Below are 13,678 nucleotides of genomic sequence, written 5' to 3'. Positions count from 1 at the left end.
AGCTTCAGTGAACGGTTGCGTTCACTGATGGGGACTCACTACCGTGGACGACACAGTGAACGCATCCGTTCACTAATTCACTTGGGGGACTCGTAGTGACAACCTCTCAACTCGAAGCAGAACGCGAGCCGGGTGCGGCCCGCCGGGAAGGGCGGCCCGGGATCGCGCTGACCGTCATCGCGGCCTGCCAACTCATGGTCGTACTCGACGCGACGATTGTGAATATCGCGCTCCCGCACATCCAGGATGCCCTCAGTTTCTCCACCACGGACCTCTCCTGGGTCCTGAGCGCCTACACGCTCACCTTCGGTGGTCTGCTGCTGCTCGGCGGCCGCGCCGGCGACATCCTCGGCCGCCGCCGCGTCTTCATGACCGGCATCCTGCTCTTCACCTTCGCCTCGCTCCTCGGCGGTTTCGCCCAGGAGCCGTGGCAGCTCCTCGCCGCCCGGGCGCTCCAGGGGGTCGGCGGCGCCATCGCCTCACCCACCTCGCTCGCCCTCATCACCACCACGTTCCCCGAAGGACCCGCACGGAACAGGGCCTTCGGAGTCTTCGCCGCGGTCTCGGCGGGCGGTGGCGCGCTCGGCCTGCTGGCCGGCGGCATGCTCACCGAGTGGCTCGACTGGCGCTGGGTGTTCTTCGTCAACGTGCCGATCGGCGTGCTGATCGCCGTACTGGCGCCCATGTACATCAGCGAGTCCAAGCGGCATCCGGGCCGTTTCGACCTCTCCGGCGCCGCGACGTCCACCCTCGGCATGGCCTCGCTCGTCTACGGATTCATCCGGGCCTCGGAGGAGGGCTGGCGCGACTCGGTCACCATCGGGTCGTTCGCGGCGGCCGTCATCCTGCTCGCCGCCTTCGCCCTCGTCGAGTCGCGGGCGAAGGAACCGATCACTCCACTGAGGATGTTCGCCGACCGGAACAGATCGGGCACCTACGTCATCATGCTGAGCCTGGCCGCGGCCATGTTCGGGATGTTCTTCTTCATCGTGCTGTTCGTGCAGAACGTGCTCGACTACAGCCCGATCGAGTCCGGCCTCGCGTTCCTGCCCGTGACCCTCGCGATCGGCCTGGGAGCCGGACTCTCGCAGCGGCTGCTGCCGGTGCTCGGCCCGAAGCCGTTCATGGTCGTCGGCTCGACGATCACGGGTCTCGGACTCTTCTGGCAGACGCTGATCACTCCCGAGAGTTCGTACGCGAGCGGTGTGCTCGGTCCGATGGTCCTCTTCGGCTTCGGCATGGGGCTCAACTTCGTGACCCTCACGCTGACCGCCGTCTCCGGGGTCGCGCAGCACGAGGCCGGCGCCGCGTCGGGCCTGCTCAACGCGAGCCAGCAGGTGGGCGGTTCGCTCGGACTGTCCATCCTGGTCACCGTCTTCGGCACGGCGAGCCGCAACGAGGCCGAGAAGCAGCTGCCGTCGTTCATGGCGGAGGCGTCACCGGCCGAGAAGGCGCAGTTCGCCCAGACCCACGAGATGCCGGGGCGCTGGGGTCACGAGGTACTGACGCAGGGCATCTCGACCGCCTTCATGGCCGCCGTGGGCATGGTGCTCCTGGCGCTGCTGACGGCGACGCTGGTGGTACGCGTACGCAAGAGCGACCTGGAGGCGCTGAGCGGCAAGGCGGGTGCCGCCGGGCCGGTCGCGTAGAACCGTACGGGACGTCCCGAGGGGGAGGACGTCCCGTACGCAGGAGGTGACGGCGCCCGGCCGGCCCGCGAGGCCCGCCGGGCGAAGCGCCCTCAGTAACCGTCGCCGGTGTGTCCGTCCACGTACGAGTCGCGCCCGCCGACCGAATCGTTCGTCGCGCTCAGCGCCGAGCAGTCCTCCCAACGAGGCTCGATCGGCCGGTCGCGAAGGATCTCCCTCGCCTTCGACTCGCCCCAACTCGTCGCGTACCACGGCTCGTCCGACCCGCCCAGTCCTCGCGCGATGCCCTCCAGCGCGCAGGAGCGCAGCGGCTCGGGAAGGGTGTCGAGTGCCGGTACGGCGTCGGCCGAGAGCTGCTGGAAGTATCCGATGTCGATCTTGTCGGCGGTCCGGTAGCGGTCGACGTTCCGCTCGGCGACGAGCGCGTCCGGCGACATCAGTCCGAAGATCAGAACGCCCGCCGCACCGCTGACGGCGACGGCACGCGGCAGCCAGCGCCCGCCGAACACACCGGCGGCCATGATCAGGACGATCACGACCCCGAGCCAGAGCTCCATCGCGGCCACCGAGACACGCAGTCGCGTCAGCCCGTACGCGTCCACGTACAGGTCCATGCGGCGCAGCGCGGACGCGACGACGACCAGTGTGAGAGCGCACAGAACCCCGAGGACGGCGTTCACGAGCGTGCGGTCCCTGGCTCCGTCGCGCGGTGCCCAGCGCCGCGCGAGACCTATCACCAGCAGGGTGAGCAGGGTGGCGCCGAGCAGTTGCCAGAAGCCCTGCGTGGCGTACTCGGAGTAGGTCAGACCGGTCTCGCTCAGGACCTTGTCGTAGCCGCCGAACAGCACGGTGAGCTGCACGCCGATGAAGACGGCGAAGAGCAGGTTGAGCACGATCAGCGGCAGGGCCCACTCGATCCGGTTCCGCGCGGTCCCCGGCCGTACGGTGATCCGGTCCCAGCGCAGTGGCGCCGCCGCCGTGTGCGCGGCAGCCAGGGCGCCCACGACGCCGAGGACGAAGAGCAGCGTGCGCCACGGTCCGTCGGCGACGGAGACATCGGGCGTGAGCCCGCCGAGCAGATCGGCGAAAGCGGCGTCGGCGCTCGCGAAGAGCGCGCCGAAGACGATGAGCAGGAGGACCGCGGCCGCCGCCGTACGGACGACGGGTGCCCACCGGCCCCGCGAGCCCTCGGCGCGCTCGCGCACGCCCTTGACACCCCAGAACAGGCCGGTGCCGAGCGAGCCGAACAGCCCGAACGGGCCGAGGACGACGCCCGGCCAGGTGCGGCAGCCGTGCAGGGCGAGGGAACCGAGCGCGAGCGCCGACGTCACGGCGAGGAACGTCGGCCAGCCCGCGTCGCGCAGGGCGGGGACCGAGAGCAGCGCGACGCCGCCGACGGCCCAGACCAGGGTCCAGGGGCGCAGCCGCCGTCCGGCCTCCCGGGCGGCGAAGTACGCGGCGAGCGCGGCGGGCACGCTCACGATCAGCAGGTTGAGCCCGAGCCCTTCACCGAGAAGCAGCGCGCTGAGCAGGCCGGTGACGGCGACGCACCAGAGGGTGGCGACGCCGACGCGGGCGGGTTCGTCGGAGCTGATCTCGCCGATCCAGGCGGGAGGATCGTTTCTGGTGGGCTGCCACTGCTGCCAGTTGGTGGGATGCGGCGACTGCGGCCGGCGTCCGCTGTGCGTCGAGGCGGGCCGGTGGGGCGCGGTGCGGGTTCCCGCCTCGGCGCCGGCCCGCGCCGGGGCGCCCGTCGTCGCCGGTACGGTCCGCGCGCGCGGCACCGCGTCCTGGATGTCCTGCTCCGCGGCGGCCTCACGCGGCCGCGGCGACTCCCGCCGCTCCCCCGGCTCCCCACCCGCTGCCGGTTCCGATGCCTCGTTCGCATTCGATGGCGTGTCTGACACTGGCCCCCCTCCCCGCCCGGGTGCCATGCGCAGGCCGACAGGTCGGTGCGTGGGTCCCGGGCTCACGTAGGCGCACACCCCGTGGATGATCAACGAGGCGGCGATGGGCCGAGGCTAGCGCCAGGCGGCGGCAGCGCCCGTTCCGGAGGGAGTCTGTGGCGGGACCGTGACAGTCGCGCCGAGTGCGCCTCTTCAAGAGGACGCGCGGAACTGCCTCTTCAGGGAGCGCCTCCTACGGTGGAGGACACCCTCGGGCGACGTCGTCAGCGCGGCCCTGCCGGCAGCCAGTCGGGCAGCGCTTCCGTCTGCTGGACCCACAGGTCCGGTGGGGCGCCGGCGTCCACCGCCGCGACCACTCCCCCGACGATGGCGCAGTTCGTGTCGACGTCGCCGCCCACCTGCGCCGTGTTCCAGAAGGCCTGCTCGAAGTCGCCGAGCGAACGGGCCGCCGACCAGAGCGCGAAGGGGACGGTGTCGTGCGCTGTCGTACGCCGTCCGCTGCCGAGCACCGCGGCGACCGTACCGGCGTCCTCGTAGTCGAGCATGTCCCGCGCCCGTCGGAGCCCGGCGCCGACGGCGCTGCGGGGCACGAGCGCGATGACGCCGTCGAGCAGGTCCCCCGGGGCGGGCGGTCCGGCCGGCCCGGCGGCGATGGCGGTCGCCGCGGCCACCGCCATCGCACCGGCCACGGCCTCGCGGTGCTGATGTGTCGTGTACGCGGAGATCTCGGCCTGGTGCGTGGCCTGCTCGGGGTCGCCGGCGTACCAGGCACCGAGCGGCGCGATCCGCATGGCGGCGCCGTTGCCCCAGGAGCCCTGGCCGTTGAAGAGTCCGGCGGCCAGTTCCCGCCAGTCGCCGCCCTCCCTGACCAGCCGGAGCATGCGGTTCACCGCGGGGCCGTAACCACGGTCGAAGTCGTGGTGCGTGGCGAAGGAGTGCGCGAGCGCGTCCTGGTCGACGCGTCCGTGGACGGCGAGGACGGCCAGGACCGAGGTGGCCATCTCGGCGTCGTCCGTCCACTGCCACGGGCCGGGCGGCAGTTCGCGCCGCTTGAGCAGCGGATGGTTCACGGGGACGAAGAACTGTGAGCCGAGCGCGTCTCCTACGGAGAGCCCGCGCAGGCTTGCCATTGCGCGCCGGAAGCGCGGGTCGGGGGGAGGGGGTGTGGTGTCAGCGGTCATCGCCCCCTCACTCTAACCGGTGACGCCGTACGGCTTCGGGGTCCGCCAGCGCTCGAAAGGGCGGTCCAGGGTGTACCGCCCGTCCTCGCCGAGCAGCAGTGTCCGGGACTCCCCGTTGCCGGGATTGGACAGCGACTCGAACTCGGCGACGGACCAGTGGAACCAGCGCATGCAGAAGAGGCGCATGGTCAGACCGTGGGTGATCAGCAGAACGTTGGGGGGATGGTCGGCGGCCTCGAAGCTGCGGTGCAGGCTCTCCAGGAAGGCGTCGACCCGGTCGTACACGTCGGCGCCGGACTCGCCCTGGGCGAAGCGGTAGAAGAAGTGCCCGTACGCGTCGCGGTACGCCTTCTGGAGCCGTACGTCCTCGGGGTCCTGCCAGTTGCCCCAGTCCTGTTCGCGCAGCCGGGGCTCCTCGCGTACCCGCACCAGATCCGGGTCGAGGCCGAAGGCGCGGAACGTCTCGTGGGTTCGGCGGTAGGGCGACACGTACACGCTCACCCGCTCCTGGCCGAACTCCTCGCGCAGCCGTGCGCCCGCCTCCTCGGCCTGGCGCCGTCCGTTGTCGGTGAGCCTCAGGGAGTGGTCGGGCTCCCGTTCGTACACCGTGTCGTCGGAGTTGCCTTCCGACTCGCCGTGCCGGACTAGGACGATACGTCGCGGTCTCACCATGGCTCGACCCTAGATCGCGCGGTTCCGGACGGGGCGACGACCCCCTGCGTCACGCCGTACGCGCGCCGTGCGGGCACCGGCCGCCCGCGTCAACAACCCTCCGGGTCAATACACCTAGACCGTCCAGCCAGGTTCGAGCTGGACGACATCGCCCGCCAGCGCCGCGACGTCGGCGGCGGTCTGAGCGCGGAGCGACAGCCGCTCGACGCGCTCGATCCGGTACTTGCCGTGTTCGGCGGCCGACTGCCACATCGAGAGCACCAGGAACTCGTTGCCCGGGGCGTCCCCGAACACCCCGCGCACCATCCCCGGCGAGCCGGCCATCGCCGGATTCCAGACCTTCTCCTGCATCAGCGCGAAGTGCTCGACACGCTCCTCGCGCACCTTGCAGTGCGCGATCCGGACCACGTCGGCGTCGGTGAACTTCGGCTCGAAACCCGTCTTCACATCGAAGCGGTAGTCGAAGAGCTTGGCCTGGGCGTCCCTGAACGTGCCCGACTGTGCCGCCGCCAGCCGGTCGTGGGAGCGCGCCATGAAGGAGTCGTAGAAGGCCCGGCTCTCCCAGAAGGCGAAGATGTGCGCCACCCCCGGCCGCCCTCTGCTCCACCCCCCGCCCTGCCCCCGGAATCCCGGCTCACCGAGCAGCCCCGCCCACTTGCGCTGCCCCCGTTCGAAACCACGTCGGTCTGTCACCGTGCAGCGAATCCACTTGACCAGCACCGCGCCATCGTACGGGGCCGAACGTGGCCCAGGTCACGCTCCGGGCAGCCTGGTCCGAGCCGCACAATGATCGACATGACAGCCCTGCACGCCAACCCGCTCTTCACCCGTCTGGAGTCCGCCGAGAGCGTGCTCGTGGCGGGGGCGGGCGGCGGATTCGACATCTACGCGGGGCTGCCGGTGGCGCTGTCCCTCCTCCACCAGGGCAAGCGGGTACAGCTCGCCAACCTGTCGTTCAGCGCCGTCGAAGGGCTGCCGCCGGACTCCTGGCTCGCCCCCGACGTCGCGGTCGTCACGCCGGAGACGGCGCCGCACCAGGCGTACTTCCCCGAGCGCACCCTCGCGCAGTGGCTGGCGCTGCACCGGTACCCGAGCACGGTGCACGCTTTCGGCCGTGTCGGCGTGCAGCCGCTGCGGGCGGCCTACCGGGCGCTGATCGAGCGGTACGACGTCGACGCCGTGGTGCTGGTCGACGGCGGCACGGACATCCTCATGCGCGGAGACGAGTCGGGGCTGGGGACGCCGGAGGAGGATCTGACCAGCGTCGCCGCGCTGGCCGGGATCGACGGACCGGAGCGGCTGATCGTCTCGGTGGGCTTCGGGGTCGACGCGTATCACGGGGTGAGCCATGGGCTCGTACTGGAGAACATCGCCGCGCTCGAACGGGACGGCGCGTATCTCGGCGCCTTCTCCGTGCCCCGATCGACGCGCGAGGGCGCGCTGTTCGTGGACGCGGTGGCGCACGCGCAGGAGTGCACGCCGGAGCATCCGAGCATCGTGAACGGGTCCATAGCGGCGGCGGTCCAGGGCTCTTTCGGGAACGTCCAGTTCACCTCCCGCACCCGGGGCAGCGAGCTGTTCGTCAATCCGCTGATGTCGCTCTGTTTCGCCTTCGAACTGGAGGGCGTCGCGCGTCGCTGCCTGTATCTCGACCGTATCGAGAACACGCATCTGATCCGTCAGGTGAGCAGTGCCATCGAGCTCTTCCGCGAGGAGGTCCGCACGCGGGCGCCCCGCCGCATCCCTCACTGAGTCCGCAGGCCGAGGACCGTCGGCGGGTGCCGGGTGGCGAATCATGGCCAAGTGGCGTCAACTCGCCATTACCGGAGGTGCGTTGTCGGTCCCGCCGACTAGCCTTGCGGCCAGTGATGTTGGACGTACGGAGGGATGACCAGTGAGCAGAAGTCTCAACAGGGGGGTCCAGAAAATCGAGGTCGTCCTCAAATGGGATCCCAGCGAACTGGGCCGGCCACCGCACGACCTGGACATCGTGGCCGCCACGTACAAGGCGGACAGCCCGAGCAACCGACCTGCGTATCTGGTGCACTTCGACAGCCGCTCCCCCGACGGGACGATCATCCTGGAGAGGGAGAGCCGCACGGGCCAGGGCTTCGGCGCCGACGAGGTGATGAAGCTGGAGCTCGACCGGCTGAACGCGGACTACGTACGCGTGATCGTCGGAGTCGTCATCCAGCAGCGCGAGGGGCGCCGCACATTCGCCGACATATCGCGCCCGACGGTCCGCGTCCTCGAAGGTCTCGCGGAGCTGACGGCGAGCGACTTCACCGAGGCCCCCGGCTCGACGGCGGCGACGATCGCCGAGTTCACCAGGGACGAGCTGGGGAAGTGGGACTTCCATCCGGCGTTCCGGGCCTTCGACGCCGACCCGCAGGAGTTCACCGAAGAGATGGGCGGAATCTGAGGGCGACGGTGGGCGCCGGGGCGGGGCGGGCCCCGCCCCGGCCTCGTCCGGTGGAGCTGCCCCTGGCGTCAGGAGTTGAGCGTGGCGAGCTCTCGCCATTGCGCGAGGGGCATGGCCGGGCCCGCTCCCACGACGTGCAGGCAGACGTGGTCGGCGCCGGCCCGGTGGTGGGCGCGTACGCGTGCGCCGATGGCCTCCGTGTCTCCCCAGGCCACGACGGTGTCGATGAGGCGGTCGCTTCCCCCGTGGGTGAGGTCTTCCTCGGTGAACCCCTGGCGGAGCAGGCTCCGGGCGTAGTGGTCCATGCCGAGGAACACCTGGAGGAACTCGCGTGCCGCTGTGCGCGCCTTGTCGGGGTCGCGTTCGAGGACGACCGCCTGGTAGGGCGCGATGAGAGGGCCCTCGCCCAGTTGGTCCCGCGCCGCGGCGGTGTATTCCGGGGTGACCATGAAGGGATGGACGCCGGCGGTGCGTCGTCCCGCGAGGTCGGTCATCCTGGGGCCGAGTGCGGCCATCAGCCGTTCCGTCGGCGGTACCGGTGCGGGCGCGGTGTCGAGTTGGTCGAGGTACGCGCCCATGTCGGCCAGCGGACGGTACGGGCGCCCGGCATCTCGCGCGGCGGCGGGGTCACTGACACCGAGACCCGGCATGTGCCTGCGGCCGTAGGTGTTCTGGAGGCGCGTATGGCCTGCTGCCATGTCCGCCGCCCGGTGGCGCCAGATGCTCGCGACGCCCACGGCCACCTTCGCCACGCGCGTGGCCCGCAGGAGCCGTTGCGAGTCGGCGAGGATGTCGCCGCCTCCCAGACCCGGGATCCACAGGGCTCCCCAGCCCAGTTCGTCGAGTTCGGTCGCGGCGTCGGTGATCTCGTGCGGGTCCGCCGTCCGCAGTTCGATGCTCCAGACGCCCGTCTGTCCCAGCTGCATTGCGTGTGTCCTGTCGGTGAGGTCGGGGCCGCCCGCCCCCCTCCCTGGCCGGGTGCTCGGCTTCCGGTCCGGGGAGGGGGCGCGCGGTGCCTAGATCTGGTTGCGGCCGCCGTCGACGAAGAGGTCGATGCCGGTGATGTAGGTGCTCTGGTCCGAGGCGAGGAAAAGCGCGGCGCTTGCCACCTCGTCGGGGGCCCCGATGCGTCCCATCGGGATGGTGCCCGCCATGAAGGACTTGAGCTGGTCGGCCTGCTCCTGGTCGGGGGCGAGGCCGTCGATGCCGGGGGTGTCGATGGTGCCGGGGCTGATGGCGTTGACCCGGATCGAGCGGCCCTTGAGTTCGGCGGCCCAGGTGCGGGCGAAGGAACGCACGGCCGCTTTGGAGGCCGCGTAGACGCCGAACGCCTCGTTGCCGAGGGTGGCGGCGTTGGAGGACTGCAGGATGACGGAGGCGCCGTCGTTGAGCAGTGGCAGAGCCTTCTGGACCGTGAACAGCATGCCCTTGGTGTTGCCGGCGAAGGTCTCGTCGAAGTGCTTCTCGGTGACCTGCTCCAGGGTGGCGAACTCGCCGCCGCCCGCGTTGGCGTACAGCACGTCTATACGTCGGTTCTGCCGCTCCACGGCCTCGTAGAGCCGGTCCAGGTCGGCCAGGACGGCCACGTCGCCGCGGACGCCTGTGGCGTTGGGGCCGATCCTGGCCACCGCGGCGTCGAGCGCGTCCTGGCGGCGGCCGGTGACGAAGACGTGCGCGCCCTCCGCGGCGAAACGCTCAGCGGCGGCCAGGCCGATCCCGCTGGTGCCTCCGGTCACGACGGCTGTCTTGCCTTCCAGTTGTCCCATGGCGGGTGTGCTCCTCGGTGAGATGCGGGCGAGGTCCGGCGGACGGCCGACAGCCGTCCACGCAGACCCGCCTACGCGTTTTTTAGTGGTCACTAAAAAACTATGACGCCAGAGGGCCCATGTCAACTGAATCGAGTTGCGGGTCCCCGGTCGAAGGCGCCGCCGACCGGACAGGCGGGCCCCACCCCGGCGCGCGCGGGGTGGGGCGGGCGCGGAGTGCGCGGTCAGGCGTCGGTCGGTCGCGGCCAGACGGTCATGGCCGTGTCCACGACCTGATGCAGCTGCTCCCGGGTCGCTCCACCGGCGGCCTGTACGGCGATGCCCTGGTAAATGGTGGTGAAGTAGCGCGCGAGAACATCGGCGTCAGCACCTGCCGGAAGCTCCCCGCCACTGGCCGCCTGCTCCAGGCGTCCGCGCAGGGCGACCTCACCGGCGGCCCGGCGTGCGGTCAGCTCCTCGCGTGCGGGCTCCGCGTCCGGCGAGCACGCCAGGGCCCCCTGCACCGTGATGCAGCCACGTGGACTGTCGGGCCGCGTCGTGGCGTCCGCCGCGCCGTGCAGGAGCGCCTCCACGGTCGCCCGAGCCGTCGGCTGGTCGAATGCCTCACCGATATACCGCGCCGGCCCCTCGGCGTACCGGTCCAGCACCTTCCGGAACAGCTGCTCCTTGCTTCCGAAGGCGTTGTACAGGCTGGGGGCGTTGTTGATGCCCATCACCTTTGTCAGCTCGGTGATCCCGGTGCCTTCATAACCCTGGCGCCAGAACACCTCCAGGGCCCGGTCAAGGGCCGTGTCACTGTCGAAACTGCGCGGCCTTCCCCCAGCCATGATCGCCTCCGATCCCCGCCCCTATTTTTATAGTCAACACTAAAATACACCTTTTCGCGGTCAGGCCGAAGCCCTTCTCCGAGTGGGGGCATTCTGGGCCGCTCCGGACCGGACCCGCCGGCCGGGAAGCGCCGGTGACGCGCGGGCCGCTACGCGAAAAGGGCGCCGGCGCGAAGCCGACGCCCTTTCCATCAGGGGTTACTCGTCAGATGAGCGTCTGCCGAGTGGTGCACTCGACGCGATTGCGCTCAGTCTCAGCTGCAGCCGCTCGTCGACCCGCAGCCCTCGCAGATGTAGCAGGACCCCGCCCGCTGCATCTTGGTGCCGCACGAGAAGCAGAGCGGCGCGTCGGCGCTGATACCGAGTTGCATCTCGACCAGTTCGGCCGAGGTGTGCGCCTGCTTGGGAGCCGGCGCCTCCCCCGCGTTCGACGTCACCCTCGGGCCCACCGACTTCAGCGGCTCCACCGGGCGCGGGGTGGACTGCACCAGGCTGTCCGCGTCCAGTCCCTCGTCCTCCAGGGAGGGCTCGTACGAGCCGGTCTCCAGGTGACGCTGGCGCTCGTCCGCCGAGTGGATCCCGAGGGCCGAACGCGTCTCGAACGGGAGGAAGTCCAGCGCCAGCCGACGGAAAATGTAGTCCACGATCGACTGGGCGAGCCGCACGTCCGGGTCGTCCGTCATACCGGCCGGCTCGAAGCGCATGTTCGTGAACTTCGAGACGTACGTCTCCAGCGGGACGCCGTACTGAAGTCCCACCGACACCGCGATCGAGAAGGCGTCCATCATGCCCGCGAGGGTCGACCCCTGCTTGGACATCTTCAGGAAGACCTCGCCGAGCCCGTCGTCCGGGTAGGAGTTCGCCGTCATGTAACCCTCGGCGCCGCCCACCGTGAAGGACGTGGTGATGCCGGGGCGCCCCTTGGGCAGGCGCATCCGTACGGGGCGGTACTCGACGACCTTCTCGACCGCCTGGCGGATCGTGTCCTCGGCCTTCTCCGCGACCTGTTCCTTCTTCTTCGCGGAGAGCGGCTGGCCGACCTTGCAGTTGTCGCGGTAGATCGCCAGCGCCTTGACGCCGAGCTTCCACGCCTGGAAGTAGACCTCCTCGACGTCCTCGACGGTGGCCGTCTCCGGCAGGTTCACCGTCTTGGAGAGCGCGCCGGAGATCCACGGCTGGATCGCCGCCATCATCCGGACGTGGCCCATCGCGGAGATGGAACGCTCGCCCATCGCGCAGTCGAAGACCGAGTAGTGCTCGGGCTTGAGGCCGGGCGCGTCGATCACGTTGCCGTTCTCGGCGATGTGGGCGACGACCGCCTCGATCTGCTCCTCCTGGTAGCCCAGGCGGCGCAGGGCCTGCGGCACCGTGCCGTTCACGATCTGCATCGAGCCGCCGCCGACGAGCTTCTTGAACTTGACCAGCGCGAGGTCGGGCTCAAGGCCCGTCGTGTCGCAGGACATCGCGAGACCGATGGTGCCGGTGGGCGCGATGACCGAGGCCTGCGCGTTGCGGAAGCCGTTCTTGGCGCCGAGACGGATGACGTCCTGCCAGGCCTCCGTGGCCGCGGCCCAGATCGGGCTGTCCAGGTCGTCGACGTGCACGGCCGCGCCGTTGGCGTCCGCGTGCTGCTTCATGACGCGCTGGTGCGGCACGGCGTTGCGCGCGTAGCCGTCGTACGGACCGACGACCGCGGCCAGTTCGGCGGAGCGCTTGTACGAGGTGCTCGTCATCAGGGAGGTGATCGCGCCGGCGAGCGCGCGCCCGCCGTCACTGTCGTACGCGTGACCGGTCGCCATCAGCAGGGCGCCGAGGTTGGCGTAGCCGATACCCAACTGACGGAAGGCGCGGGTGTTCTCGCCGATCTTCTGGGTCGGGAAGTCCGCGAAGCAGATGGAGATGTCCATCGCCGTGATGACCAGTTCGACGACCTTGGAGAAACGGTCGATCTCGAAGGACTGGTTTCCCTTGGTGTCGTCCTTGAGGAACTTCATGAGGTTCAACGAGGCGAGATTGCATGACGTGTTGTCCAGGTGCATGTACTCGCTGCACGGGTTCGAGCCGTTGATCCGGCCGGATTCCGGGCAGGTGTGCCACTGGTTGATCGTGTCGTCGTACTGAATGCCGGGGTCGGCGCAGGCCCAGGCGGCCTCGGCCATCTTGCGGAAGAGGGACTTCGCCTCGACCTCTTCGATGACTTCACCGGTCATCCGGGCGCGAAGTCCGAACTTCCCCCCCGCCTCGACGGCCTTCATGAACTCGTCGTTCACCCGGACCGAGTTGTTGGCGTTCTGGTACTGGACGGACGTGATGTCGTCGCCGCCCAGGTCCATGTCGAAGCCCGCGTCACGAAGGGCGCGAATCTTCTCCTCTTCCTTCACCTTGGTCTCGATGAAGTTCTCGATGTCGGGGTGGTCGACGTCGAGGATGACCATCTTGGCCGCACGGCGCGTGGCGCCGCCGGACTTGATCGTCCCGGCGGAGGCGTCGGCACCGCGCATGAAGGAGACGGGACCCGAGGCGTTGCCGCCCGAGGAGAGAAGCTCCTTGGAAGAACGGATCCGCGAGAGGTTCAGGCCGGCGCCGGAGCCGCCCTTGAAGATCATGCCCTCTTCCTTGTACCAGTCGAGGATCGACTCCATGGAGTCGTCGACGGCCAGGATGAAGCAGGCCGAGACCTGCTGGGGCTGAGGCGTCCCGACGTTGAACCACACCGGCGAGTTGAAGCTGAAGATCTGGTGCAGGAGGGCGTACGCCAGCTCGTGCTCGAAGATCTCGGCGTCCGCGGGCGAGGCGAAGTAGGCGTTCTCCTCGCCCGCCTTGCGGTACGTCTTCACGATCCGGTCGATGAGCTGCCTGAGGCTCGTCTCACGCTGGGGCGTGCCGACGGCCCCGCGGAAGTACTTGCTGGTGACGATGTTGACCGCGTTCACCGACCAGAAGCCGGGGAACTCGACGCCACGCTGGTCGAAGTTGACCGACCCGTCGCGCCAATTGGTCATGACGACGTCCCGGCGCTCCCAGACCACCTCGTCGTACGGATGCACGCCGGGGGTCGTGTGGATTCGCTCGATACGCAGGCCCTTGCCGGTCTTGGCTCCCTTGCTCCGGGAACCTCGCGCCGTCGGACCGCTCGCCGTCTCTGTCATGCCGCCTCCCATATACAGGCGAAAACGCCCTGAAGTGCCACGTTCTTCCCTTGGCACAGTGATGTGTCCGATGCCACGGGCGCCTCGTGGGGCGCTCGTGGCGGG

Annotated in this window: 11 protein-coding genes; 3 read left to right on the top strand and 8 right to left on the bottom strand. The window is 69.8% G+C overall.

The annotated features are described in order from the left end of the window. Positions 1 to 95 precede the first annotated feature (95 nt). Positions 96 to 1,649, top strand: coding sequence for an MFS transporter (locus tag IEY79_RS20595; protein ID WP_189109020.1), 1,554 nt, complete (start codon positions 96 to 98; stop codon positions 1,647 to 1,649). A 92-nt stretch (positions 1,650 to 1,741) separates the two neighbouring features. Here the strand turns inward: IEY79_RS20595 and IEY79_RS20590 are convergent, their stop codons facing one another. From IEY79_RS20590 to IEY79_RS20575, 4 genes are all read right to left on the bottom strand, one after another. Further along, entirely contained in the window at positions 1,742 to 3,556 is a 1,815-nt protein-coding gene (locus IEY79_RS20590; protein ID WP_229700996.1) for a DUF4153 domain-containing protein, read from the bottom strand. Positions 3,557 to 3,819: 263 nt separating this feature from the next. Next, the gene (locus IEY79_RS20585) at positions 3,820 to 4,737 is read right to left on the bottom strand and encodes an ADP-ribosylglycohydrolase family protein (RefSeq protein WP_189109019.1); all 918 of its coding nucleotides are present in this window, start codon (positions 4,735 to 4,737) and stop codon (positions 3,820 to 3,822) included. 12 nt (positions 4,738 to 4,749) lie between these two features. Then, positions 4,750 to 5,409, bottom strand: a complete 660-nt coding sequence (locus IEY79_RS20580; RefSeq protein WP_189109018.1) for a histidine phosphatase family protein — start codon at positions 5,407 to 5,409, stop codon at positions 4,750 to 4,752. A 114-nt stretch (positions 5,410 to 5,523) separates the two neighbouring features. Continuing rightward, on the bottom strand, positions 5,524 to 6,129 hold the full coding sequence (locus IEY79_RS20575; protein ID WP_189109017.1) for a YdbC family protein: 606 nt from the start codon (positions 6,127 to 6,129) through the stop codon (positions 5,524 to 5,526). A 75-nt stretch (positions 6,130 to 6,204) separates the two neighbouring features. Between IEY79_RS20575 and IEY79_RS20570 the strand changes: the two genes are divergently transcribed. Together IEY79_RS20570 and IEY79_RS20565 are read left to right on the top strand one after the other, a co-directional pair. Then, complete coding sequence (locus tag IEY79_RS20570) at positions 6,205 to 7,161, top strand: DUF1152 domain-containing protein (protein WP_189109016.1); 957 nt, start codon at positions 6,205 to 6,207, stop codon at positions 7,159 to 7,161. 142 nt (positions 7,162 to 7,303) lie between these two features. After that, positions 7,304 to 7,831: a TerD family protein gene (locus tag IEY79_RS20565; RefSeq protein ID WP_189109015.1), complete on the top strand. Its 528-nt coding sequence runs from the start codon at positions 7,304 to 7,306 to the stop codon at positions 7,829 to 7,831. 68 nt (positions 7,832 to 7,899) lie between these two features. On the opposite strand, the gene IEY79_RS20560 is transcribed toward IEY79_RS20565, so the two are convergent. The 4 genes from IEY79_RS20560 to IEY79_RS20545 form a co-directional block, all read right to left on the bottom strand. After that, a complete protein-coding gene (locus IEY79_RS20560) occupies positions 7,900 to 8,757 on the bottom strand; it encodes a TIGR03620 family F420-dependent LLM class oxidoreductase (protein WP_189109014.1) in 858 nt (285 codons plus the stop codon). A gap of 90 nt (positions 8,758 to 8,847) precedes the next feature. After that, a complete protein-coding gene (locus IEY79_RS20555; RefSeq protein WP_189109013.1) occupies positions 8,848 to 9,597 on the bottom strand; it encodes an SDR family oxidoreductase in 750 nt (249 codons plus the stop codon). 224 nt (positions 9,598 to 9,821) lie between these two features. Next, complete coding sequence (locus IEY79_RS20550; protein WP_189109012.1) at positions 9,822 to 10,424, bottom strand: TetR/AcrR family transcriptional regulator; 603 nt, start codon at positions 10,422 to 10,424, stop codon at positions 9,822 to 9,824. A gap of 254 nt (positions 10,425 to 10,678) precedes the next feature. Further along, positions 10,679 to 13,573 (bottom strand): vitamin B12-dependent ribonucleotide reductase, encoded by a 2,895-nt coding sequence (locus IEY79_RS20545; RefSeq protein ID WP_189109011.1) that lies wholly within the window; start codon positions 13,571 to 13,573, stop codon positions 10,679 to 10,681. Positions 13,574 to 13,678 lie beyond the last annotated feature (105 nt).

Source organism: Streptomyces camponoticapitis (genome assembly GCF_014646115.1).
GTDB classification, from domain to species: domain Bacteria; phylum Actinomycetota; class Actinomycetes; order Streptomycetales; family Streptomycetaceae; genus Streptomyces; species Streptomyces camponoticapitis.
Note: the sequence above shows the minus strand (reverse complement) of the source record. Positions and strands in the feature narration are given on the sequence as shown.